The organism is Rhodococcus sp. OK611 (assembly GCF_003050885.1).
GTDB classification, from domain to species: domain Bacteria; phylum Actinomycetota; class Actinomycetes; order Mycobacteriales; family Mycobacteriaceae; genus Rhodococcus_G; species Rhodococcus_G oryzae.
Genome location: NZ_QAOZ01000022.1, coordinates 61,284 through 81,078, shown reverse-complemented (window position 1 = coordinate 81,078; position 19,795 = coordinate 61,284). Strand labels below are relative to the sequence as shown.

Sequence of the window (19,795 nt, the reverse complement as noted above, 5' to 3'; positions counted from 1 at the left end):
TCAACCCTCGGTTGACGATCCGTTCACCACACGCGACGTGGTGTCGACGCCGCCCGCGGCCGCGATGTGCTTCGCGGTGTCCACGTAGTGCCGCATCCGCGAGATCTTCCCCGTCCCGTCGAAGGACCACAGATGCAACTCCTCGTCGCGGTAGTGGCCCCCACCAGGAACCACGGCGTCGATGCTGATCTCCGCGGCCACCTGGCTCTCGCCCGCCATGATCGACAGGACCGCGAACTCGCCGATGTCGAATCCGCCCACGATCCCGAAGAACTCGGCCGCGCCCTCGCGGCCGCCCCGCCGACGCAGCCACGGCACGTCGGCGCGTTGCGCGAAGTTGTCGGCCCAGTCCTCCCAGCGCACGTCCTCGGCGAGCATGCCGAGGACCGCACGGATGTCGCCACGCGCGAACGCGGCGTAGAGGGCGCCGACCGTCGCCGCATGGTCAGCGGCGGCGGCGCCGGGTTCGGTGCTCATAGCGCCCCTCCTGCCCGAGGGTGTCTCTCGAACGAAAAATCCCACCTTGGAGTATCGGCCGGTCGAAATGCGCAGCGCAAGCATTGCGGAACCGTGATGCGCCGCCCCGCGAATGTCTCGCCCGCCGCCGCTGACCGCTCTACGGTGGGAACCATGGCCACATCGACGGACGAATACGACGTCATCGTGATCGGCGGTGGGCCGGCGGGCGAGAACGCCGCCGCCTATGCCATCGCAGGTTCGGATCGGAGCGCCGCGATCATCGAACACGAACTGCTGGGCGGCGAATGCTCCTACTGGGCCTGCATGCCCAGCAAGGCCCTGCTGCGGCCGGCCGAGGTGCTGGGGGCGGCCCGCGCCATGCCCGGCGTCCGCGAGACCATCGGCGAGGCGACGCTGGACCGCCGCGCTGTGTTCGCCCGTCGCGACGAATTCACCAGTCACCACGACGATTCCGGCCAGCGGAAGTGGGCCGCGTCGGTGGGCGTCGACGTGATCCACGGGTCCGCCGCCCTCACCGGCGAACGCACCGTCGAACTCTCGACCGGCGGCCACGGCGATCCCCCGACCCGGACGTTGCGGGCGCGGCACGCGGTGGTGCTCGCCACCGGCACCCTCGCCTCGATACCGCCCGTGCCCGGGCTGCGCGAGGCGCTGCCGTGGATCTCCCGGGACGCCACCAACCTTCGGGAGGTGCCCGAGCGGGTCGCCATCATCGGTGGCGGGGTGGTCGCCACCGAATGCGCGACGTGGCTGCTGGCCCTCGGGGTACGCGAGCTGACCGTGATCGTCCGCGGATCGGCGCTGCTCGCGTCCGCCGAGCCGTTCGCGGGCGACCTCGTCGCCGAGTCCCTGCGGGCGTCGGGTGCCAGCGTGCTGTTCGGCACCAGCCCCGGCGCCGTGCGCCGCGAGCAGCCGCGCGACACCGGCGTCGGCCGGATCCACGGCGGACAGGTGACCATCACCCTCGACGGCCGGGAACGGGGCGAGATCACCGTCGACGAGGTGATCGTCGCGGCCGGACGGCACCCCGCCACCTCCGGTCTCGGCCTCGCCTCGGTGGGGCTGACGGACGGGCGCACGCCCACCGACGACCATCTCGCCGTCGTGGGCGTGCCCGGCGGATGGCTCTACGCGGTCGGCGACGTCAACGGCCGCGCTGCGCTCACGCACATGGGCAAGTACCAGGGCCGGGTGTGCGGCGACGTGATCTCCGCGCGGGCGGAGGGCCGGGCGCTGGACGGGGCGAGGTTCACCGCGAGCGCGGACCACGCCCAGGTGCCACAGGTGGTGTTCACCTCCCCCGAGGTCGCGTCCGTCGGCCGCACCGAACGCGCAGCCCGCGCGGACGGCATCGATGTCGAGACCGTCGAGGTCGACATCGCGGTGGCCGGATCATCGCTGGCGCGAGACGATTTCGCCGGTCGGGCGAAGCTGGTGATCGATCGCGGCACCGACATCCTTGTTGGCGCGACGTTCGTGGGAACAGAGGTGGCGGAGTTGGTCCACGCGGCCACCGTCGCGGTGGTCGGCGCGGTGCCGATGGAGTCACTGTGGCACGCAGTGCCGTCGTACCCGACGGTCAGCGAGGTATGGCTGCGGCTGCTCGAGGCCCGGCGTGGCTGACCCGTTGACCGTCTCCACCGACGCGGGTCCGGTCCGCGGCCGGGAACACGACGGGCTCAGGTCCTGGCGCGCGATCCCCTACGCCGCACCACCGGTGGGCGACCTCCGGCTGCGGGCCCCGCGGCCTGTCGCGCCGTGGCCAGGGGTGCGCGACGCGCTGGACTTCGGCCCGGCCGCTCCCCAGTCCGGGCGAGCCGAGCGGCTCGGGACCCGCACCGACGAGGACTGCCTGACCATGAACGTGCTCGCGCCCGCCGCGCGGAGTTCCGCCCCGCGGCCCGTGATGGTGTTCATCCACGGCGGCGCGTACAGCGGCGGATCCACGGCCACCGGGCTCTACCGGGGCGACACGCTGGTCCGGCGTGGCGACATCGTGTACGTGTCGCTGAACTACCGGCTCGGCACGCTCGGCTATCTCGACTTCAGCGAATACTCCACCCCCGAGCGAACTTTCGATTCCAACCTCGGTCTGCGCGATCAACTCGCGGCGCTGCGGTGGGTGCGCAGCAACATCGCCGCGTTCGGCGGCGATCCGGACAACGTCACGCTGTTCGGGGAATCCTCCGGAGCCAACGCGGTGACCACCCTGATGTGCGTGCCCGCGGCCGAGGGCCTGTTCGCCCGCGCCATCGCGCAGAGCCCGCCCGCCGCCTCCGCGTACGGACCCGGCCGCGCCAAGGCCTGGGCGGCCGAGTTTCTCGAGATCCTGGGCGCCGCCGACGACCCGGCCCTCGCGCTCGCCACCGCCGACCCCGACGCCCTGGTCCGCGCGGGCGACGCCCTCACAGCGCGCGGCGCCGACGAGGCGCCCGGCACCAGGGCGTTCGCCCCGCTCGTCGACGGCGACCTCCTGCCGCGACACCCACTCGATGCATTCGCCGAGGGCCTCGCGCATGCCGTCCCGCTGATCATCGGCACCAATGCCCGTGAGGGCACGATGTTCCCGCGGTTCCTCGACATCATCCCCACCGACCCGGTCCGGATCGAGAAGATGTTCTCCGAGACGGACCCCGAGCTCAAGGCCCGCATCCTGGCTGCCTACCCGGGCTACCCGGATCGCCGGGCCGCCGTGCGGATCGGCGGTGACGCCACCTTCTGGGAGCCGTCGATCCTGGTCGCGCAGGCCCACACGGCCACCGCACCGACCTTCGGCTATCGCTACGACTTCGCCCCGCGGCTGCTGAACGTCGCCGGCTTCGGCGCCACCCACGCGACCGAACTGCTCGCGGTGTTCGGGGCAGGCGAGGCGATGCTCGGCCGGGCGGCCACCGCGCTGGGCGGGCGCCGTGGGCTGCGGGAGGCCACGGCCATCATGCAGTCGCACTGGTTGCATTTCGCGCGGTACGGGGCGCCCCGGTCCACCTGGCCCGCCTACACCCTGGCGCGGCGCGAGACGCTGATCGTCGACACCACCGCGCGGATCGAGAACGACCCGCAGGGCGACCTGCGCCGGGCCTGGATCGGGTACCGGCACCGGCGCTGAGGGGGCCGCGAACCTATTTCAGCAACCTCGACAGTCGCCGGTCGGCGAGGATCTTGCCGCCGGTCTGGCAGGTCGCGCAGTACTGAAATGACCGCTCCGCGAAGGACACCTCCCGGACGGTGTCGCCGCACACCGGGCAGGGCATCCCGGTCCTGGCGTGCACCCGCAACCCGGAGCGCTTCTCACCCTTGAGCCGCGCGGCGTCCTGGCCCACCGAGCGGTCAACGGCGTCGGTCAGCTCCGCCCGCATCGCCGCGTGCAGGGTGGCCACCTCCTCCGCGGTCAGCTTGTTCGCGGTGGCGAACGGCGACAGCTTGGCCAGGTGCAGGATCTCGTCGGAATACGCGTTGCCGATCCCGGCCAGCACGGACTGGTCGGTGAGCACGGTCTTGATCCGCTGCGAGCTCTTGCCCAGCAGCTCGACGAAGGCCGGCTCGGTGATGTCGAGCGCGTCGGGTCCGAGCTTCGCGATCCCCGGCACCTCGGCGGGGGTGCGCACCACCCAGACCGCGAGCCGCTTCTTGGTGCCCGCCTCGGTGAGGTCGAAGGCGGGCGTCCCGCCGTCGGGGGTGAACAGGTGCACCCGCAACGCCAGCGGGCTCTTGCCGCCTGGCTTCGGCGGCGTCGCGCTCGGGTTGTCGGCCCAGCGCAGCCAGCCTGCTCGGGACAGGTGGGTGATCAGCCACAGCCCGTCCTCGTCGCCGCACCGGATCCCCAGGTGCTTGCCGAACCGGGCGGCTCCGACCACGTCCTTGCCCTGCAGGTCGGTGATCGGCGGGTCGAACGTCTTGAGCACGCTCAGCGCCGCGATGTCGATCCGGCCCACCACGGAGCCGACGGCATGCGTGCGCAGGAACTGTGCCAGGGCCTCTACCTCGGGCAGTTCGGGCATGAGACCAGGGTAGGCGGGTACGCCGCCCGTGCGCGCGATTAACCCCGGCGGGGGTGAAAATCGCTCACAGTCGCAGCAGGTAGGTGTCCATGATCCAGCCCTTGCGCTCGCGCAGCTCGGCCCGCACCCGGACGATCTCGGCCTCGACCTCGCGCAGATTCCCGGAGATCAGCACCTCGTCCTCGGTGCCCAGGTACGCGCCCCACCAGATCTGCACGTCGTCGCCGGGCACCTCGGTGAAGCTGCAGTCGGCGTCGAGCATCACCACCGCGTCCCGCACGCCCTCGGGCAGGCCGTCGCGCAGGCGTCGGCCGGTCGTGATGTGGACGGGCTCGCCGATCCGGTTCAGCACGATGCGGTGCTGCGCCGCCAGCGACTGCACGCTCGTGACGCCGGGGATCACCGAGTACTCGAACGTCTCGATGCCCCGCGCGAGCACCCGCTCGACAATCCGCAGGGTGCTGTCGTAGAGCGACGGATCGCCCCACACCAGGATCGCGCCGACGCCCTCGACGGCGCCGAACTGCTCCTCGAAGATCGCGGCCCGCCGGTCGTGCCAGTCGTCGACCACGGTGCCGTAGTCCGCGGGGGTCCGGTCCCGGGGCGGGTCCACGATGTCGACGATCCGGTATTCGCCGCGCATGTGCTCGTCCAGGATCCCGGTGCGCAGGTCGACGAGGTCCTGCTTCTCGGCACCCTTGCCGATGACGAAGAACACCTCGGCGCGGTTCATCGCCTTGATCGCCTGCACGGTCACCTGGTCGGGGTCGCCGGCGCCGATGCCGATCACGAGGAGTTCACGCATGACGGCAGGCTATCGCCCGTGAGTCTTTCCGGTCCCCCCGCGGGCCGAAAGGACTCACGGGTGGCGGAGCCGCCTAAACTGGCGGCCGTGCACACGCCCTACGAAGACCTGCTGCGACTCGTCATGGAGACCGGTACCCCGAAGGCGGACCGCACCGGCACCGGCACCCGCAGCGTGTTCGGGCACCAGATGCGGTTCGACCTGTCCGAGGGCTTCCCGCTGATCACCACCAAGAAGGTGCACCTCAAGTCCATCGTCTACGAGCTGCTCTGGTTCCTGCGCGGCGAGTCGAACGTGAAGTGGCTGCAGGACCGCGGCGTCACGATCTGGGACGAGTGGGCCTCCCCCGAGGGCGAGCTCGGCCCGGTGTACGGCGTGCAGTGGCGGAACTGGCCCACGCCCAGCGGCGAGCACATCGACCAGATCGCCCAGGTCATCGAGACCCTCACGACCGATCCCGACTCACGGCGGATGATCGTCTCGGCGTGGAACGTGGGCGAGATCCCGCAGATGGCGCTCGCGCCGTGCCACGCCTTCTTCCAGTTCTACGTCGCCGACGGCAGGCTCAGCTGCCAGCTGTACCAGCGCAGCGCGGACCTGTTCCTCGGCGTGCCGTTCAACATCGCCAGCTATGCGTTGCTCACCCACATGGTCGCCGCGCAGACCGGGCTCGAGGTGGGCGAGTTCATCTGGACCGGCGGCGACTGCCACATCTACGACAACCACGTGGACCAGGTGACCGAGCAGCTCGGCCGCGAGCCGTACGAGTACCCCAAGCTCGTGCTCGCGCCCCGCGATTCCATCTTCGACTACGAGTTCGAGGACGTCGAGATCGTCGGCTACCGCCATCACCCCGCCATCAAGGCACCGGTGGCGATCTAGTGCTCGGACTGATCTGGGCGCAGAACCCGGCAGGCGTCATCGGCCGCGACGGCGCGATCCCGTGGCGGATTCCCGAGGACATGGCCTACTTCAAGGACGTCACCTCGGGACACCCCGTGGTGATGGGCCGAAAGACCTGGGACTCGTTGCCACCCAGGTTCCGGCCGCTCACGGACAGGCGCAACATCGTGGTGACACGCGACCCGGACTGGCGGGCCGAGGGCGCCGAGGCCGCGCACTCGGTCGAGTCCGCCATCGCCCTGGCCGGACCCGGCGAGACCTGGGTGATGGGCGGCGGTGAGATCTACACCGCGGCAATGCCGTTCGCCGACCGACTGTTCGTGACCGAGGTAGACCTGGACACCGAGGGCGACGCCTACGCGCCGAGGATCGGCGAGGAATGGACGCCCGCGACGACCGGCGACTGGCTGGCCTCGGAGCGGGACGGACTGCGGTTCCGGTTCCGCACCTACATCCGTGGCTGATCGGTTCCGTCACTAACGCCCTATGGGTGCGGTGGTGCGTCATAATCCAAGGGCAGGTCATTCTCCAAGCCCGAGGAGAGGCGCTTCATGGACAAGAAGTCATTGACAGCCGTCGCCCGGCAGCAGCTCAAGCTCGCCGCCGCGGCCACCAGCGGGCGCAGCTCGCAGACCATCTACGGGGGCCATCAGCGCAGTCTCCGGCAGACGGTCGTCGGACTGAGCGCGGGCGAAGTGATGGCCGAGCACGACAGCCCCGGCGAGGCCACCCTGCTGGTACTCAGCGGCAAGCTCGCCCTGATCAGCGGCGAGGACTCCTGGAAGGGCTCGACCGGCGACATGCTGGTCATCCCGGCGGCCCGGCACAGCGTCGAGGCACTCGAGGACGTCGCGTTCCTGCTGACGGTGGCCGTGCCCAAGTAGCGGCAAGGCCGAGCGGGAATCACCCCGCGCCGCGCACCAACTCCGGATCCGGCGCGGGGATGAACGCGATCGACAGCAGCGAGCTGACGAACTCGCGCAGCGACTGCTCCTTCGCGGTGTCCACGATGCCCTCGGTGACGATCAGCGACCCGATGATCCGAAAGGCCCACTCGGAGATCGCCTTCGGGCTGACCTCCGCGAGCTGCTCGGGGGTGAACAGGCGCTGAAAGTGCGGGGTGAGCAGGTTCGCACCGAGCTCGACGAACGGCTTGGCCTGCACCGTGAACCACGGCAGCACCACCTGCGGATCGTCGCGCAGGCCCTTCTGCAGTAGCGGGTGCGCACGCGCGTACTGCACGGCGAACACGATCGCGTCGACGAACCCGACCCGCAGGTCCCGCTCTTGCCCACGCAACACGGGATCGAGCACGACGAAGAATTGGGTGATCTCCCGCTGGAACAAGGCGCCGAAGATCGCGTCCTGGTCGCCGACGTACTTGTAGACGGTGGGCCGCGACAGCCCCGCGCGTTGCGCGATGGCCGCGTGCAGCCGGGAGGTGAACCCCAGTTCGATGACGCACTCCTTGGCCGCGTCCAGGATCTGCTCCCGGATAGCGTCCGGATCCACTGGTCTCACTGAAGGCCTCACCGGCCGATTCTATGGCGCGGCCGCCCCGGTCGACGCCGACGCCCGGAACCCCAAAAGAATGTTAATTCGGTTCACAGGTATCTATTGACCTCACCCGTCGAGCGGTTTACGTTTTTACAGAGAACGGAAACATGCACGCGAAATCCCCGGCACCACACAGTGATCAGTCACGGAGGACAGCCATGTCGCAGGCCGCCACACCGCTCGACCGGGAGACGGTCGCGGATCGACTGCTCAAGGGCTCGGTCAAGCGCTCCTACGCACCCGTCGTGGACATCGACTGGGACGCACCGCTCGAGGAGGACAAGTACTTCCTGCCCCCGCACGTGCTGTCCCTGTACGGGACGCCACTGTGGGAATCGATGACCGAGGCGCAGCGGATCGAGCTCTCCCGGCAAGAATCCGCGAACATCCTCAGCGTCGGAATCTGGTTCGAGAACATCCTCAACCAGGCCCTGCTGCGGGCGTTGCTGCACAACGACCCGGCCTCGCTGCACACCCGGTACGTGCTCACCGAGATGGGCGACGAGTGCAGGCACATGACCATGTTCGGCCGGGCGATCGAGCGGATGGGCGCCAAGCCGTATCAGCTCCGACGACACCAGGCCCTGGTGGTGAACCTCCTGCCCAAGACGTTCCGCGGCACCATGCTGTGGGTGGCCGCCCTGATCGGCGAGGAGATCTTCGACGCAACCCAGCGCCGCGTACTCGATGACCCGCAACTGCAGCCGATGATCTCGCGACTGATGAAGATTCACGTCACCGAGGAATCGCGGCACATCCGCTTCGCCCGCGAGGGCGTGCGCCGCCGGGTGGCGCAGAGTCATCGGATCGAGCAGCTGTGGGTCGGCACGGTGCAGGGCATCGGCGGTCCGCTGTTCCAGCGGTTGTTCACCAACCCGGTGATGTACTCGCGGGCTGGGCTCGACCCCAAGGAGGCCCGCAGGCAGGCGCTGGTGAACCCCTACTTCCGGGAGAACCAGCGCCGCGGCTTCGAATCGCTGGCCGCGTTCCTGGAGGAGAACGGCCTGATGCGGGCGAGTTCCCGGGCGATGTGGCGGCGCGGCGGTTTCCTGTGATGCCCGAGACCGGGGTCCTGATCGTCGGCGCCGGATCCGCGGGACGGGGCATCGCACGCACGCTCGAGGACTCCGGGCGACACGGCCACGTCGTCCTCGACCTGTCCGGCCTGCCGGAGCCGGTCTCCTGCGACTTCGACGAGGCGACCGACCGGTGGCGGGTGCGGACCGAGTCGGGCGAGGTCCATCGCCCGCGGATCCTGGTGGCCGGTCCAGGGACCACAGCCCCGATCGCCGGCCGGGGCGGGGCGAGCCTCGAGGACGCCCTGCGCGGTGAGCAGGCGGCCTATCTCGGCATTGCGCACACCGGCTTCCCCAACCTCTTCCTCGTCACCGGCACGCACGCCGCGGACGAGGGCGGTCACATCCGCACCTGCCTGACGATGATGACGGCCGAGGAGGCGACCCGGATCGAGGTGCGCGCGGGGGCCCAGCGCGAGTTCAACCGGATCCTCCACCGCACGCCCGCCCGGTCGCTGTGGAGGCCGAGACCGGCGGCCGCGCGCGGACCCCAGCGGAGCGCCTTCGAACTCAGCAATATCGACGAACGCGAGGAGGACAACGCCTACGCCGGGTCTGCGGCGCTGACGACCGACGAGGTGACCCTGTCGGTGCAGGTGCATCTGAGCGGGCATTTCGAACCCCTTGACGGGAACTACCACTGGTACGGCCGGATCGCGGGCGACGGACTGACCGAGCTCAAGCAGCGGGGCCGATCCGCGATGCACCTCACCATCCCCGGCGGACCCGAGACGGCCGCGACGCTGGACGAACAGGACCCATGGGGCAACTACCGGATCACCGGAGTCGGTGCTCCCCCGTTCCCGCTCGAGCCGGTCGAGGTCGTGGAGGTCCGTCCTCAGCAGGGCGCGGGGGGCACGCTCTGCTCGAAGCGGAACACGTTCTCCGGGTCATAGGCGGCCTTGATCTGCCGCAGGCGGTCGCGGTTGGGCCCGTAGTAGTCGCGCTCCCAGTCCGATGCGGCGGCGTTGGGCACGTTGACGTATGCGCCGTCGCTGTACGGGCGCAGCGCGCGCCAGAAGCCGGCCGCCCAGCCCAGTGCCTTCGAGTTCAGCTCGGGATCGTGCCAGGCCGCGCCCGGCTCGCAGTAGAACAATGCGTCGCGGTGCGGGAACGCCGACCCGCCCGCCGGGGCGTGCCGCACGGCACCACCGAAGCTCGAGCAGAAGAAATTGCTCGGCGCGCTGGGGGTGTCGGCCATGTAACGGATGACCAGATCGATCGCCTCGTCGGGGAACGGACGGGTGACGAAGTGGGAGTAGAACTTCCAGTTGGGCACGTCGTCCGGACCCCGGTCGACGCTGCCGTACACCGCGGGCCACGCGTCCTCCATGACGGTCACCTCGGGGTCGCCGATCGTCAGCAGCGAGCTCAGCTGGTCGGTCAGCTCCCGGCGCGAGCCGTCGTAGAGCAACGCGGAGAGCTCGATCGCGGTGGAATCCACCTCGAGCGCGCTGGTCAGCCGCTCGTCGGCGACCGGCGCGTCCCGCTGCCACGTGCGCAGCAGCGCGCCCAGCTCGCCGTGCCCGGTCCACCTGGCGATCAGGAAGGTGACATCGGACAGCTCGCGCAGCCTCAACGTGTAGGACGTGGCGATCCCGAAGTTGCCGCCACCCCCGCCGCGGCACGCCCAGAGCAGGTCGGAATTGGTGCTCGCGGTGGCCTCGACAATCTTCGCCGAGCGCGCGCCGTCGGCCACCACGATCTCGGCGGCGAGCAGGCTGTCGCTGGCCATTCCCATTCTGCGGGTGAGCAATCCGAAGCCGCCGCCGAGGATCACGCCGCCGAGGCCGACACCGCCCTCGGAGCCGGTCGGGATGACATACCCTCGCTGCCCGAGCGCCGCGACCGCCTCCGCCTGGGTGAGCCCCGTCCCGACGGTCGCCGTGCGCGCGGCCTCGTCGATCTCGACGTCCTTCATCCGGCTGACGTCGACGACCAGGCCGCCGTCGAGCGAGGACCATCCCTCGAGGCTGTGGCGCCCGCTGCGGGCGCGCAGGGCGATACCCTCCTCCCTGGCCCACTCGACCGCATTGGCCACCTCGTGCGCGTCGCAGCAGAACACGATCGCCTCGGGATAGCGGGAGTACAGGCGGTTCCAGCCGATCCGCGCCGCCTCGTAGCCCGGATCGCCCGGACGCACCACCTCACCCGTCAGCCTGGCGATAGCACCCACTCGGTCACCTCCGGTCAATGCTCGTAGACGCTGATGTCCCCCGGCTCGGTCTCGAGCACCTCGCGGTCGAAGAACCACATGGCGAGGAAGAACAGCCCGCCCAGGACGAGCAGGCCCCCCACGATCAGGACGGGGACGAACGCCTCCCCCGGGGATATCAGCACGAACAGCACGACAGCCATCCACACCAGCGCCCCGACCGCGACGGGTAGTTCGAACCGCCCGAGGTTGAATCCGCCCTCCTTGCGGTCCAACCGCCTGCGCACCGCAAGGTAGAGGACAACCGTCGCCGTGTAGACGATGGCCGTGAGGAGCGTCCCCGCCACGATCAGCTTCAGCAGCGCATCGCCCGGCAGCGCGACCATCAGGACGACCCCGATGACGAGGATCAGGATCGTCGCCTGGACCGGAGTCTTCGTCCGCGGGTTGATTCGCCGCATCTGCCGGTACGCGGGGAACCGGGAGTCGCGCGCCATCGCGAAGACGATCCGCGAACACGCGGCCATCGTCACCATCCCGGCGGCGAAGAAGGCGAACATGATCGCGACCAGGAGTGTTCGCTCCACCACGGGACCGAGCTGATCGCGCATGATCGCGGCGACCGGCGACTCGCTCCTGCTGATCCGGGGGATGTCGTCGATCGCGACGGTGAGTGCGATCACGAACACCAATCCCAGCGCCCCCGCTGCCACGACCGATCCCACGATCGCGCGCGGGACGCTACGAAACGGGTCCTTGGCCTCCTCGGCCAGGTTCGCCGCGGCATCGAAGCCGACGAGCGTGGCCAGGCCCATGATCATCGCGGCCATCAACCCGCCGCCGACAGCGAAATAGTCGGGTGCGTTCTCGGTGACTCCGCGCGAGGTGAGGTTGCTCGCCCCGCCGTCGCCCGTGATCAGGACGGCGACGATGAGCGCAATCGCCAGCACCACGACGATCACCAGCTCGAGCCCCACCGCGCTCGCGTTGATCATGGCGACGATTCGCGTCGAGAACACGACGAGCAATGCCTGGATGAGCATCATCACCAGCGTGATCACGCGCGCGGTGTCTTCGTCCGGCGCCATGCCGAAGAGCGGCATGAAGGCCTGGCTGGCAAGGGCATTGTCGGTGGCCACGACACCGAACGACAGATAGCAGACGGTCAGCCACCCGAACCCCCAGCCGATCTTCGGGTTGGCCAGGCGGGAGGCCCATTGATAGGTGGAGCCACTGAGCGGGATTCGGGCCGCGAACTGCGCATACACCAAGGCCACCAGGATCTGCCCGACCACCGCCAGCACCCAGAGCCAGATCCCGACCGGCCCCGAATTCTGCAGCACGTCGTCGTAGGTCCCGAAGATGCCGACCGCCACCGAGATGAAGGCGAACGAGATAGCGAACACCTGAAAGGAACCGAGCGTCCGCTTCAGTTCCTGGTGGTAGCCACCACTCTCGACAGAACTCTCGGCGTCCACCGCGCCTGCCGCAGCTTCGACCATCTCGGCCACCCCACCTTCCGTCGGAAACCCGCGGGAGCTGTCGTGACAGGTCTCCGGGAGGTCAGAAGCGAGACCGGTCCGTTTCATCGTCCTCCGATGGGGTACGGATGTCAGCGTTGGTTCGGGCTCCTAAACACTCTGGTCCGGTACGCGATAGCGTCGAGGTCATGACCGATCTGTTCGAACGCGAGGGCGTGAGCGGCGTTCTCCATCGGCCCGCCGGGGATCCGGTCGGTGCCCTTCTGCTCGCACACGGCGCAGGTGGTAACCGCGACGCCAAGATGCTGCAGCGGGCGGCAACGGAATTCGCGGGGCACGGACTGCTCGTGCTCCGCTACGACCTGCCGTTCCGCCAGCGCAGGCCGAAAGGACCGCCGAGCCCGTCCACCGCGGGCGGCGATCGCGAGGGCATCGCGGCAGCCGCGGCCGCGGTGCGCGAACTCTGCTCGGGCCCAATCATTCTCGGCGGACACTCCTACGGTGGCCGGCAGTCCACGATGTTGGCGGCGGAGCATCCCGAATCCTGCGACGGACTGATGCTGTTCTCGTATCCGCTGCACCCGCCGGGAAAGCCGGAGAAGGCGAGGACCGCCCACCTGCCGGACCTGCGCGTTCCGTGCGTTTTCGTGCACGGCACCCGGGACCCGTTCGGGACCCCGGAGGAGATGCGCGCCGCCCTCGAGCTGGTGCCGACGCCGACGCGACTGGTGCTGGTCGAGGGCACCGGCCACGACCTCGCCCCTGACAAGAGCGCGGCTGCTCCGCTTGCGGTCGAGGCCGCCGCCGACCTGTTCTGCTTCTGAGCTGACCTAGCGACCCATCGCCCACCCGAGCGAGGCACCGAGCAGGGCCCGGCTGTGCGGCGCGAACGGCCACGCCGGGTCCGCGAGGCGTCGCCGCAGGCTCGCCTCGGTCCACCACCCGCCGTCGGCAATCTCCTTGTCCTGTTGCCGAATCGGCCCGTCGTACTGCCCCTCGAACGCGTGGAGGTGGCACCGCAGCGGTCGCCCCGCCCAGCTCCCGTCCCAGGAGATGCGCGCCATCGGCGATGGCCTGACGCCGGTGACCCCAAGCTCCTCCCCCAGCTCGCGGCGGGCGGTCTGCTCGGGACTCTCCCCCGGGTCGACCCCACCGCCCGCGATGCAGTCGTGCAATCCCGCGAACACCTCCTTGCTGTGCGAGCGGCGGTGCACGTAGATCCACCTGCCGTCGAGGGACCTCAGCAGGACCCCGCGCTGGCCAGCCACAGTCCTTCCGCGAACACCTTTGACCTGGGCGCGGTACCGATCTCGCGGCCCGCGTCGTCGAAGATCGCCAGCTCCTCGTCCCTGGACCGCAGTTCGGTGCGCTCACTCATGCGCGGGATCACCCGCCTCGGCCGAGGGCCGGGCGAGCAGTCGCGCCGCGGCGGCCGCGATCCGCTCCGCCGTGAGCCCGTGCTGGGCCAGCAGGTCCCCGCGCCCGCCGTGATCGATGAAGGCGCGCGGGAGGCCGAGTGACAGAACGGGCGTCGGCACGTCTACGTCGGCGCAGGCCTCCACGAGAAGTGCCCCCATCCCCCCCGGAGCGGGCGGCATCCTCGACCGTGACGACGACGCGGTGACGCGCGGCCAGCTCGATCAGGGCCTGGCTGATCGGGGTGATCCAGCGCGGATCCACCACCGTGGTTTCGATCCCGGAGCCGTGCAGGAGTGCCGCGGCGGCGAGGCACGGTCCGGCCATAGCTCCGGCGGCGACCAGCAGCACCTCCGGCGATGTGGTCCCGGACGAGTACACGATGTCCAGACCGTCCACCCGGGCGATCGCCGGGATATCGCTCCCCGCAGTCGCTTTCGGATAGCGGATCACCGTCGGCCCACCATCGTCGGCGACGGCCTCGTCGAGGAGCTCGCGCAGGGAGGCGGGATCACGCGGCGCCGCGACGCGCAGCCCCGGCACCACGCTCAGGATCCCGGTGTCCCACATGCCGTGGTGGGAGGCGCCGTCGGGACCGGTGATGCCTGCCCGGTCCAGCACGAAGGTGACCGGCTGCCGCTGCAGCGCGACGTCCATCAGCACCTGGTCGAAGGCCCGGTTGAGGAAGGTGGCGTAGAGGCACACCACGGGGTGCAGTCCTCCAATCGCCAGGCCCGCGGCCGAGCACACGGCATGCTGTTCGGCGATTCCCACGTCGAAGACCCGATCGGGGAACGTCCGGGCGAAGGGGCCGAGGCCGACCGGGTTCGTCATCGCAGCGGTCACGCAGACCACGTCGGGACGGCGCTCGCCGATCCGCACGATCTCGTCGCCGAAACATCTGTCCACGTCGGCTTCCCCGGCGCCGCGGCACCCGTCGCGGGGTCGAGCACCCCGATGCCGTGCATCCGATCGGCGGCGTCGGTTTCCGCGGGACCATAGCCTTTGCCCTTGGCCGTGACAACGTGCACGAGGACCGGTCGACCCAGCGAGCAGGCGTGGTCGAACGCGGACTCGAGGGCCGCGACGTCGTGGCCGTCGACGGGCCCGATGTAGGCGAGACCGAGGTGCTCGAACACGGTGTTCGCGACCCACCGGGGAGCAGGCGACGGCCCGGCGGCGGAGGCGTCCTCGGGGCGGGTTCTCCGCAATGCGGCCAGGTGCGCCGCCAGGCCCCCGATCGTGGCGTCATAGGAGCGGCCGTTGTCGTTGAGCACCACCACCACGGGCCTTCCCGATCCCGGGACGGACAGGTTGTTGAGTCCTTCCCAGGCGAGTCCGCCGGTCATCCCGCCGTCCCCGATCACCGCGACGACCCGGCGCCCCTCCTCGCCCCGCAGCTAGAACGCCTTGGCCAGTCCGTCGGCGTAGGAGAGCGCGGTCGACGCGTGGGAGTTCTCCACCGTGTCGTGCGGGGACTCACCCCGGCTCGGGTAGCCGGACAGTCCGCCCGCCTGGCGCAGCCCGCCGAAGTCGGCACCGCGGCCGGTCAGGATCTTGTGGACGTAGGTCTGGTGTCCGGTGTCGAAGATCAGGACGTCGCGCGGCGAGTCGAAGGCCCGGTGCAGGGCGACCGTCAGCTCGACGACCCCGAGGTTCCCACCGAGATGCCCGCCGGTGGCGCACACCCTCTGGATCAGGAAGTCCCGGATCTGCGTGCAGAGCTCGGCGACCTCATCGGGATCGAGGCCCCGGATGTCAGCGGGACCGGTGAGCTTCGCGAGCAACGGCCATGCACCGAGATCACCCGCATCCACCGCGGTGTCCCGGGCTAGCGCCGACGCGCCGGCCGACAAGCCGACGACGGCCACCTCAGCGGCCCAGCCTCGAATCCCGGTCTCGTAGGAGCGCTCCGGACAGAACAGAACTGGTGGTCACGGCAACGCCCCCTGAATCGAAGTGTTCTCACATTTCCTTCAGTACGCATGTGCTCACTAACTGCCTGCCCACACCCCCGACAGGCGGCCGACTCACCAACGGCCTGGCACGACCCTATTTCAGAGTTTCGCCGATCGCACACCTATCGCACGGGACCCGATCGTCCGGGTCGCACAGCCGGTCCACGAAATCATTTGATCTTCAACATCTTCTGTCGGTTCGGCCTGGTCCCGGCGCGCTCGATGCAGCAAAATCGACACCATGACCGAACCCGAGATCGTCATCGAGACCACCATCGCGGCCGAGCCGGAACGCGTGTGGCGGGCGTTGCGCGATCCCGCCCTCATCCGGCGCTGGCACGGCTGGGAGTACGAAGGTCCAGGCGGCCTCGATGACGAGATCCGCGAGATCTACATCGACGGCGCCGACGCGGATGCCGAGGCGTTGACGCTGACGTTCCAGGGCGGCGACCGGTTTGCCCTGAGGCCCGCCGTCGAGGGCACCGTCGTACGGATCACCCGCCCCGCCAAGGGTTCCCACCCGGAGTGGGACGACTGGTACGAGGACGTCACCGAGGGGTGGACGACGTTCCTCCAGCAACTGAAGTTCGGGCTGGAGCGGCACGATCTCGCCGAACGGCACACCCTGTACCTCGACGGCCCGACCTCGGGGGCCACCGCGATGGAACTGCTGGGCGTGGCGGGGATCACCGGACCGCCCGGCTCCGCGTACACCGCCCTCGTCGCGACCGGCGATGCCCTCAGCGGCACGGTGTGGTTCCGCTCGCCCAAGCAGCTCGGGCTGACCGTCGACGCCCTCGGCCCTGGGCTCCTGATCCTCGCGATCCAGCCGCAGAACGAGCAGCGCCCCGGCGGCGGCGCCCAGATCATCCTGAGCGGCTACGGCCGGGGCGCCGAGGAGTTCGAGTCCCTCGCGGACCGGTGGACCCACTGGTGGGACACCAGGGAGAGTCCCGGGACCTGCTGCTAGCCCATCACCATGCCCATGCTCGGCATCCAGATGGTGCTCTTGACGACGTCCTCCGGCTTCGGGCCGACCTTGTGCCAGAGCGAACCGTAGACCGCGCCGACGACCATGCCCTTGCCGACGTTCAGCGGGGCGGTGGAGATGACGGTGGGGACGACCTTGTTGTTCTGATCGAGCCGGGTGATACCGCTCGTTCCGTTGGCCAGGCTGTACCAGACCACGTTCAGCTCGGCGCCCGTCTGGTTGTCGGCGATGTTCCCCGGTCCGCCGAAGAAGCCGAAGCGGAACTCGTTGTTCGTGTTGGTGGCCACCCCCGAGCCGTAGAGCTGGCCGAGGACCTCGCCGCCCTGTCCGGTGTCGGAGTAGGCGGGCACCGGGAAGATCTGCCCTGGCAGGGTGAGGACGGGCTTGCCGAGCCCCTTCGCCACGTCCTGCGGCGAGGCGATGAGCCGCTCGATCGCCGCCTCCGCGTCGGCGTTGCCCGCGGCGGCGGCGCGCAGCCCGGAGGCGGCCGCGCCGGGGTCGGCGGGCTGGGCTGTGGGTGCGGCGGTGGCCGTCCCGGTGAACAGAGCGGTCGCGGCTGCTGCGGACGTGAGGGCCACGGCAATCCGGCGGCGGACGGTGAATCGCTGCTTCATTGAGGCTCCTTTACCGAAGGGTTAGCTATCAAAAGCATCGGAACCGGTCTGTTTCCGTTACAGCGACTACGCTGCCGCTCATGGTCGAACTTCCAGCCGACGGCCTGAATGCCCTGCTCAGCGACGTCCACGAACGACTGAGTGAGGTCGTCACGTCGCCCGAGAAACTGCGCGATCTGCTCCGCGCGACCCTCGTGGTGGGGGCGGGGCTCGAGCTCGACCCCACCCTGCAGCGGATCGTGCAGGCGGCCACTCAGCTCCTCGGCGCCCGGTACGGCGCACTCGGGGTCCGGGCACCCGGCGGCGGGCTGTCGGAGTTCGTCTACGAGGGGATCGACGCGGGCGAACGCGCGACGATGGGACATCTGCCCGAGGGCCGTGGGCTACTCGGACTGCTCATCGACGACCCCCGGCCCGTTCGCATCCGCGAACTCGACCGGCACGCGGCCTCGGTCGGGTTCCCGCCGAACCACCCGCCGATGAGCAGCTTCCTCGGCGTCCCGATCATCGTCAGGGGCCGGGCGTTCGGCAGCATCTACCTCACAGAGAAACGGGACGCGCCGGAGTTCACCGACGAGGACGAGGTGATCCTCACCGTGCTCGCCGAGTCCGCCGCGCTCGCCGTCGACAACGCGCGGCTGTTCGAGGAGTCCCGCACCAGGGAACGCTGGCTGCGCGCGGTGGCGGCAATCAACTCGAGCCTGCTGATCGGCGGATCCGTCCCGGAGACCCTCGACCTGCTGGTGCGGCGGGTCCGGGAGCTGACCTCGGCGGAGTCGGTCACGCTGCTCGATGCCTCGTCCGGCATGGCGATCGTCGCGGCCACCACCGACCACCCGCGCGACAACCTGGTGGCGGACCTCGCGGGCTCGCCGGTCGAGGAGGCGCTCCGGACCGGCCGGGCCCAGCTCACCGAGCCCGGCTCGGGCTCGGGCCCGGCGGCGGTCCTCCCCGTGTCCGGGCCGCAGCACATCGAGGGCGCGCTGGTGGTGGCCCTTGGAGCGGGCGCGCACCCCTGGAAGCCCGACGAGCTCAGCAGGCTGGCCTCGATGGCGGACCTGGCCGCGGTCGCGCTGGAGTTCGCGCACCGGCAGCGTCAGCAACGACTGCTCGACGTACTCGCCGACCGCGACCGCATCGCCAGGGACCTGCACGACAACGTCATCCAGCGCCTGTTCGCCACCGGCATGAGCCTGCAGAGCATCGCCCTGCCCGCGCCCGACGGCGAGGTGCTGGCCAGGTCGGTCGAGCAGCTCGACCGGACCGTGCGGGAGATCCGCACCACCATCTTCGACCTACAGACCGGCGACACCGCCACCCCTGCGAGTCTGCGCAGGCGGCTGCTCGATGTGATCGGCGAGGTCACCCCGCAGTCCGCGATCACCCCCACGGTCCAGTTCTCGGGGCCGATCGACACCCTGGTCCCGGCGCCGGTCCACCCACACGCCGAGGCGGTGCTGCGGGAGGGACTGAGCAACGCCCGGCGGCATGCGAGTGCCTCGTCGATAGCCGTATCCATCACCGCCGCAGAAGAATTCACGATCGCGATCACCGATGACGGGGTCGGCATGTCCGGCGACGAGCCACGCAGTGGACTTGCCAACCTGGACCGTCGCGCGGCCACCTGCGCCGGGCGGTGTGAGGTGACCGCGGCCGTCGGCGGCGGAACCGTCCTGACCTGGCGGGTACCGATGGGCGCGGCGGGCTAGCGGTCCCGTCCCGGCCGGCCCCGCAGCTCGGTGGCCAGCACCGCGGCCTGGGTCCGGCGCTGCATACCGAGCTTCGCGAGAATCCTGGACACGTAGTTCTTCACCGTCTTCTCGGCCAGGAACAGGCGCCCGCCGATCTCCCGGTTCGTCAGCCCCTCACCGATGAGCTCGAACACGGCCCGCTCCTGCTCCGACAGCCCGGACACCGCGGCGCCCTGATCGCGTTGGGCGCGGATCCGGCCCAGCACCGCCGCTGTGGCGTCGGCGTCGATCAGGGAGACGCCCGCCCCGACCGTCCGGATGGCCGCGACCAGATCCGTGCCGAGGATCTGCTTGAGCAGGTACCCCGAGGCACCCGCCATCACCGCGTCGAACAGCGCCTCGTCGTCCGAGTAGGAGGTGAGCATCAGGCAGCGCAGGTCCGGCTGCGCCGAGCGCAGGTCCCGGCACAGCTCGACGCCGCTGCCGTCGGGCAACCGCACGTCGAGGACCGCGACGTCGACCTCCGCCTTCGGCACCGCCACCAGCGCCTCACCCACCGAGGCCGCCTCGCCGACGACGGTGAAGTCGGGGACACCCGCGAGCAGGTCGACCAGACCGCGGCGGACGATCTCGTGGTCGTCGACCAGGAAGATCCGCATGCTCATGGCAC

18 protein-coding genes and 2 pseudogenes are annotated in these 19,795 nt (G+C 70.0%); 10 read left to right on the top strand and 10 right to left on the bottom strand.

Going from position 1 to position 19,795, the window contains the following annotated elements; translation table 11 throughout:
• Positions 1-477: a nuclear transport factor 2 family protein gene (locus tag C8K38_RS24400; protein ID WP_097213954.1), complete on the bottom strand. Its 477-nt coding sequence runs from the start codon at positions 475-477 to the stop codon at positions 1-3.
• Positions 478-630: 153 nt separating this feature from the next.
• On the opposite strand from C8K38_RS24400, the gene C8K38_RS24395 reads away from it, so the two are divergent.
• Positions 631-2,103: a dihydrolipoyl dehydrogenase family protein gene (locus C8K38_RS24395; protein ID WP_097213953.1), complete on the top strand. Its 1,473-nt coding sequence runs from the start codon at positions 631-633 to the stop codon at positions 2,101-2,103.
• Positions 2,096-3,586, top strand: coding sequence for a carboxylesterase/lipase family protein (locus C8K38_RS24390; protein ID WP_097213952.1), 1,491 nt, complete (start codon positions 2,096-2,098; stop codon positions 3,584-3,586). The genes C8K38_RS24395 and C8K38_RS24390 overlap by 8 nt, the downstream gene beginning before the upstream one ends.
• 13 nt (positions 3,587-3,599) lie before the next feature.
• On the opposite strand, the gene C8K38_RS24385 is transcribed toward C8K38_RS24390, so the two are convergent.
• Positions 3,600-4,478 (bottom strand): Fpg/Nei family DNA glycosylase, encoded by an 879-nt coding sequence (locus tag C8K38_RS24385; protein ID WP_097213951.1) that lies wholly within the window; start codon positions 4,476-4,478, stop codon positions 3,600-3,602.
• A 64-nt stretch (positions 4,479-4,542) separates the two neighbouring features.
• Positions 4,543-5,283, bottom strand: a complete 741-nt coding sequence (gene cobF / locus C8K38_RS24380) for a precorrin-6A synthase (deacetylating) (RefSeq protein ID WP_097213950.1) — start codon at positions 5,281-5,283, stop codon at positions 4,543-4,545.
• Between the two features lie 123 nt (positions 5,284-5,406).
• Between cobF and C8K38_RS24375 the strand changes: the two genes are divergently transcribed.
• The 3 genes from C8K38_RS24375 to C8K38_RS24365 all read left to right on the top strand — a co-directional run bounded on the left by C8K38_RS24375 (position 5,407) and on the right by C8K38_RS24365 (position 7,070).
• Complete coding sequence (locus tag C8K38_RS24375) at positions 5,407-6,165, top strand: thymidylate synthase (RefSeq protein ID WP_245221699.1); 759 nt, start codon at positions 5,407-5,409, stop codon at positions 6,163-6,165.
• Positions 6,165-6,650: a dihydrofolate reductase gene (locus tag C8K38_RS24370; protein WP_097213949.1), complete on the top strand. Its 486-nt coding sequence runs from the start codon at positions 6,165-6,167 to the stop codon at positions 6,648-6,650. Before C8K38_RS24375 ends, C8K38_RS24370 begins: the two co-directional genes overlap by 1 nt.
• 87 nt (positions 6,651-6,737) lie before the next feature.
• Positions 6,738-7,070, top strand: a complete 333-nt coding sequence (locus tag C8K38_RS24365) for a cupin domain-containing protein (protein WP_027500871.1) — start codon at positions 6,738-6,740, stop codon at positions 7,068-7,070.
• A gap of 19 nt (positions 7,071-7,089) precedes the next feature.
• Here the strand turns inward: C8K38_RS24365 and C8K38_RS24360 are convergent, their stop codons facing one another.
• Positions 7,090-7,707, bottom strand: coding sequence for a TetR/AcrR family transcriptional regulator (locus C8K38_RS24360; RefSeq protein WP_373560296.1), 618 nt, complete (start codon positions 7,705-7,707; stop codon positions 7,090-7,092).
• A gap of 194 nt (positions 7,708-7,901) precedes the next feature.
• On the opposite strand from C8K38_RS24360, the gene C8K38_RS24355 reads away from it, so the two are divergent.
• Both C8K38_RS24355 and C8K38_RS24350 read left to right on the top strand, forming a co-directional pair.
• Entirely contained in the window at positions 7,902-8,798 is an 897-nt protein-coding gene (locus C8K38_RS24355; RefSeq protein WP_097213947.1) for an AurF N-oxygenase family protein, read from the top strand.
• A complete protein-coding gene (locus C8K38_RS24350; protein ID WP_143548519.1) occupies positions 8,798-9,715 on the top strand; it encodes a DUF4873 domain-containing protein in 918 nt (305 codons plus the stop codon). Before C8K38_RS24355 ends, C8K38_RS24350 begins: the two co-directional genes overlap by 1 nt.
• Here C8K38_RS24350 and C8K38_RS24345 read toward each other — a convergent pair.
• Both C8K38_RS24345 and C8K38_RS24340 read right to left on the bottom strand, forming a co-directional pair.
• Complete coding sequence (locus C8K38_RS24345; RefSeq protein ID WP_097213945.1) at positions 9,658-10,995, bottom strand: FAD-binding oxidoreductase; 1,338 nt, start codon at positions 10,993-10,995, stop codon at positions 9,658-9,660. The two genes, C8K38_RS24350 and C8K38_RS24345, sit on opposite strands and share 58 nt — an antisense overlap.
• A gap of 14 nt (positions 10,996-11,009) precedes the next feature.
• Positions 11,010-12,476 (bottom strand): APC family permease, encoded by a 1,467-nt coding sequence (locus C8K38_RS24340; RefSeq protein WP_097214002.1) that lies wholly within the window; start codon positions 12,474-12,476, stop codon positions 11,010-11,012.
• A gap of 167 nt (positions 12,477-12,643) precedes the next feature.
• On the opposite strand from C8K38_RS24340, the gene C8K38_RS24335 reads away from it, so the two are divergent.
• Positions 12,644-13,279, top strand: coding sequence for an alpha/beta hydrolase family protein (locus tag C8K38_RS24335; protein WP_097213944.1), 636 nt, complete (start codon positions 12,644-12,646; stop codon positions 13,277-13,279).
• A 6-nt stretch (positions 13,280-13,285) separates the two neighbouring features.
• Here the strand turns inward: C8K38_RS24335 and C8K38_RS24330 are convergent.
• Together C8K38_RS24330 and C8K38_RS24325 are read right to left on the bottom strand one after the other, a co-directional pair.
• Positions 13,286-13,833, bottom strand: a pseudogene (locus tag C8K38_RS24330) (NUDIX hydrolase).
• A pseudogene (locus C8K38_RS24325) lies at positions 13,826-15,658 on the bottom strand (1-deoxy-D-xylulose-5-phosphate synthase). Before C8K38_RS24325 ends, C8K38_RS24330 begins: the two co-directional pseudogenes overlap by 8 nt.
• Before the next feature lie 412 nt (positions 15,659-16,070).
• Between C8K38_RS24325 and C8K38_RS24320 the strand changes: the two are divergent.
• Positions 16,071-16,799 (top strand): SRPBCC family protein, encoded by a 729-nt coding sequence (locus C8K38_RS24320; RefSeq protein WP_097213943.1) that lies wholly within the window; start codon positions 16,071-16,073, stop codon positions 16,797-16,799.
• On the opposite strand, the gene C8K38_RS24315 is transcribed toward C8K38_RS24320, so the two are convergent.
• Positions 16,796-17,434, bottom strand: a complete 639-nt coding sequence (locus tag C8K38_RS24315; protein ID WP_097213942.1) for a Tat pathway signal protein — start codon at positions 17,432-17,434, stop codon at positions 16,796-16,798. The two genes, C8K38_RS24320 and C8K38_RS24315, sit on opposite strands and share 4 nt — an antisense overlap.
• A gap of 80 nt (positions 17,435-17,514) precedes the next feature.
• On the opposite strand from C8K38_RS24315, the gene C8K38_RS24310 reads away from it, so the two are divergent.
• On the top strand, positions 17,515-19,143 hold the full coding sequence (locus C8K38_RS24310; protein ID WP_097213941.1) for a sensor histidine kinase: 1,629 nt from the start codon (positions 17,515-17,517) through the stop codon (positions 19,141-19,143).
• On the opposite strand, the gene C8K38_RS24305 is transcribed toward C8K38_RS24310, so the two are convergent.
• Positions 19,140-19,790 (bottom strand): response regulator, encoded by a 651-nt coding sequence (locus tag C8K38_RS24305; protein ID WP_097213940.1) that lies wholly within the window; start codon positions 19,788-19,790, stop codon positions 19,140-19,142. The genes C8K38_RS24310 and C8K38_RS24305 overlap by 4 nt on opposite strands.
• Positions 19,791-19,795 lie beyond the last annotated feature (5 nt).

Coding starts and splice junctions, on each gene's coding strand:
- C8K38_RS24400 (WP_097213954.1), bottom strand. CDS start 477: ATGAGCACCGAACCCGGCGCCGCCGCCGCTGACCATGCGGCGACGGTC.
- C8K38_RS24395 (WP_097213953.1), top strand. CDS start 631: ATGGCCACATCGACGGACGAATACGACGTCATCGTGATCGGCGGTGGG.
- C8K38_RS24385 (WP_097213951.1), bottom strand. CDS start 4,478: ATGCCCGAACTGCCCGAGGTAGAGGCCCTGGCACAGTTCCTGCGCACG.
- cobF (WP_097213950.1), bottom strand. CDS start 5,283: ATGCGTGAACTCCTCGTGATCGGCATCGGCGCCGGCGACCCCGACCAG.
- C8K38_RS24375 (WP_245221699.1), top strand. CDS start 5,407: ATGGAGACCGGTACCCCGAAGGCGGACCGCACCGGCACCGGCACCCGC.
- C8K38_RS24365 (WP_027500871.1), top strand. CDS start 6,738: ATGGACAAGAAGTCATTGACAGCCGTCGCCCGGCAGCAGCTCAAGCTC.
- C8K38_RS24355 (WP_097213947.1), top strand. CDS start 7,902: ATGTCGCAGGCCGCCACACCGCTCGACCGGGAGACGGTCGCGGATCGA.
- C8K38_RS24350 (WP_143548519.1), top strand. CDS start 8,798: ATGCCCGAGACCGGGGTCCTGATCGTCGGCGCCGGATCCGCGGGACGG.
- C8K38_RS24340 (WP_097214002.1), bottom strand. CDS start 12,476: ATGGTCGAAGCTGCGGCAGGCGCGGTGGACGCCGAGAGTTCTGTCGAG.
- C8K38_RS24335 (WP_097213944.1), top strand. CDS start 12,644: ATGACCGATCTGTTCGAACGCGAGGGCGTGAGCGGCGTTCTCCATCGG.
- C8K38_RS24320 (WP_097213943.1), top strand. CDS start 16,071: ATGACCGAACCCGAGATCGTCATCGAGACCACCATCGCGGCCGAGCCG.
- C8K38_RS24315 (WP_097213942.1), bottom strand. CDS start 17,434: ATGAAGCAGCGATTCACCGTCCGCCGCCGGATTGCCGTGGCCCTCACG.
- C8K38_RS24310 (WP_097213941.1), top strand. CDS start 17,515: ATGGTCGAACTTCCAGCCGACGGCCTGAATGCCCTGCTCAGCGACGTC.
- C8K38_RS24305 (WP_097213940.1), bottom strand. CDS start 19,790: ATGAGCATGCGGATCTTCCTGGTCGACGACCACGAGATCGTCCGCCGC.